We start from the raw sequence: 1,241 nt of genomic DNA on the forward strand, positions 1-1,241 counted from the left end.
AGGAGTCCACGCCATGCATGCTACGACCGTCGCCATCGACTTGGCAAAAGAGGTGTTCGAGCTGGCCTTCGCCGATGGGCAGGGCCGGGTGATCGAACGCAAACGTTTGTCGCGCCGGGCCTTCGCCCGGGTGCTGGAACGGCGCCCGCCGCTGCGGGTGCTGATGGAAGCGTGTGGCAGCGCGCACTATTGGGGACGGCGTTTCGAACGGCAGGGACACGCGGTGCGCTTGATCCCGGCCCGCGACGTGCGGCCCTACGTGCGCGGCAACAAGACCGACCGCCATGACGTGGCCGGGATCCTGGAAGCCGATCGCTGTGGGGATATCCACCCGGTGCCGGTGAAGACGCCCGGCCAGCAGGGTATCCAGGCGCAGCACCGGCTGCGCGAGCACCTCAAGCGCGAACGCACCGCGACGATCAACCTGCTGCGCGGGATCCTGCGCGAGTTCGGCCTGGCCATCCCGCTGGGCGCTTCACGGGTGCCGGCTGCGGTGCGCGATGCGCTGGAGGATGGCGACAACGAGCTACCGATGGCCTTGCGGCACAGCGTGGCGGACCAGGTGCAGCGGCTGGCCCAGTTGACGGCGGACATGACCGCGATCGAATCACGACTGGCCGAGTCCGCGTCGCGCGACGTGGCCGTCCAGCGCTACCGCAGCGTGCCTGGCATCGGCCTGCTCACCGCGACCGCGCTGCGTGCCAGCGCCGGCGACCTCTCGCGTTTCCGCAACGGCCGCCAGTTCGCCGCCTGGCTGGGCTTGACCCCGCGCGAGCATTCATCGGGACACAAGAGACGCCTGGGCGGGCTGACCAAGCGCGGCGACGTCTACCTGCGCACCCTGCTCATCCACGGTGCCCGCGCGGTGCTGCAGGCGGCCCGGGTGAAACAGCGTCGCGGCCAGGCCCTCGATCCGCTCCGGCAGTGGGCCCTGGCCGTGCAGGACACCCGCGGCCACAACGTCGCCGCCTGCGCGCTGGCCAACAAGCTGGCCCGCAGGCTATGGGCGATGGAGCACCACGGCCACGCCTTCGACCCGGGGCACGTCAGCCAGCGTCCCGCCACCTGACCCCCAATCACTTAACGCGTCCCCATCAGGAGTTGCCCACGACGATCTCGATCATGGCGAAGGGTTCGGTCCCGGTGCAGGCAACGCCGATAACAATTCCGGCCCATCAGGCCGCTTGAACGATAGGCCCCTGCGCCGCGGATTCCATGATGGCCCGGACGATCAACGTCCA

1 protein-coding gene is annotated in these 1,241 nt (G+C 69.5%); it reads left to right on the forward strand.

The window, feature by feature from the left end; translation table 11 throughout:
* The first annotated feature begins 13 nt into the window (after positions 1–13).
* Positions 14–1,069 (forward strand): IS110 family RNA-guided transposase, encoded by a 1,056-nt coding sequence (locus H4F98_RS16600; protein WP_182688938.1) that lies wholly within the window; start codon positions 14–16, stop codon positions 1,067–1,069.
* Positions 1,070–1,241 lie beyond the last annotated feature (172 nt).

The sequence above is a fragment of the Marilutibacter spongiae genome (assembly GCF_014145325.1).
GTDB lineage: Bacteria > Pseudomonadota > Gammaproteobacteria > Xanthomonadales > Xanthomonadaceae > Marilutibacter > Marilutibacter spongiae.

Excerpts from the sequence above, each read along its gene's own strand:
- H4F98_RS16600 (WP_182688938.1), top strand. The coding sequence starts at position 14 with ATGCATGCTACGACCGTCGCCATCGACTTGGCAAAAGAGGTGTTCGAG.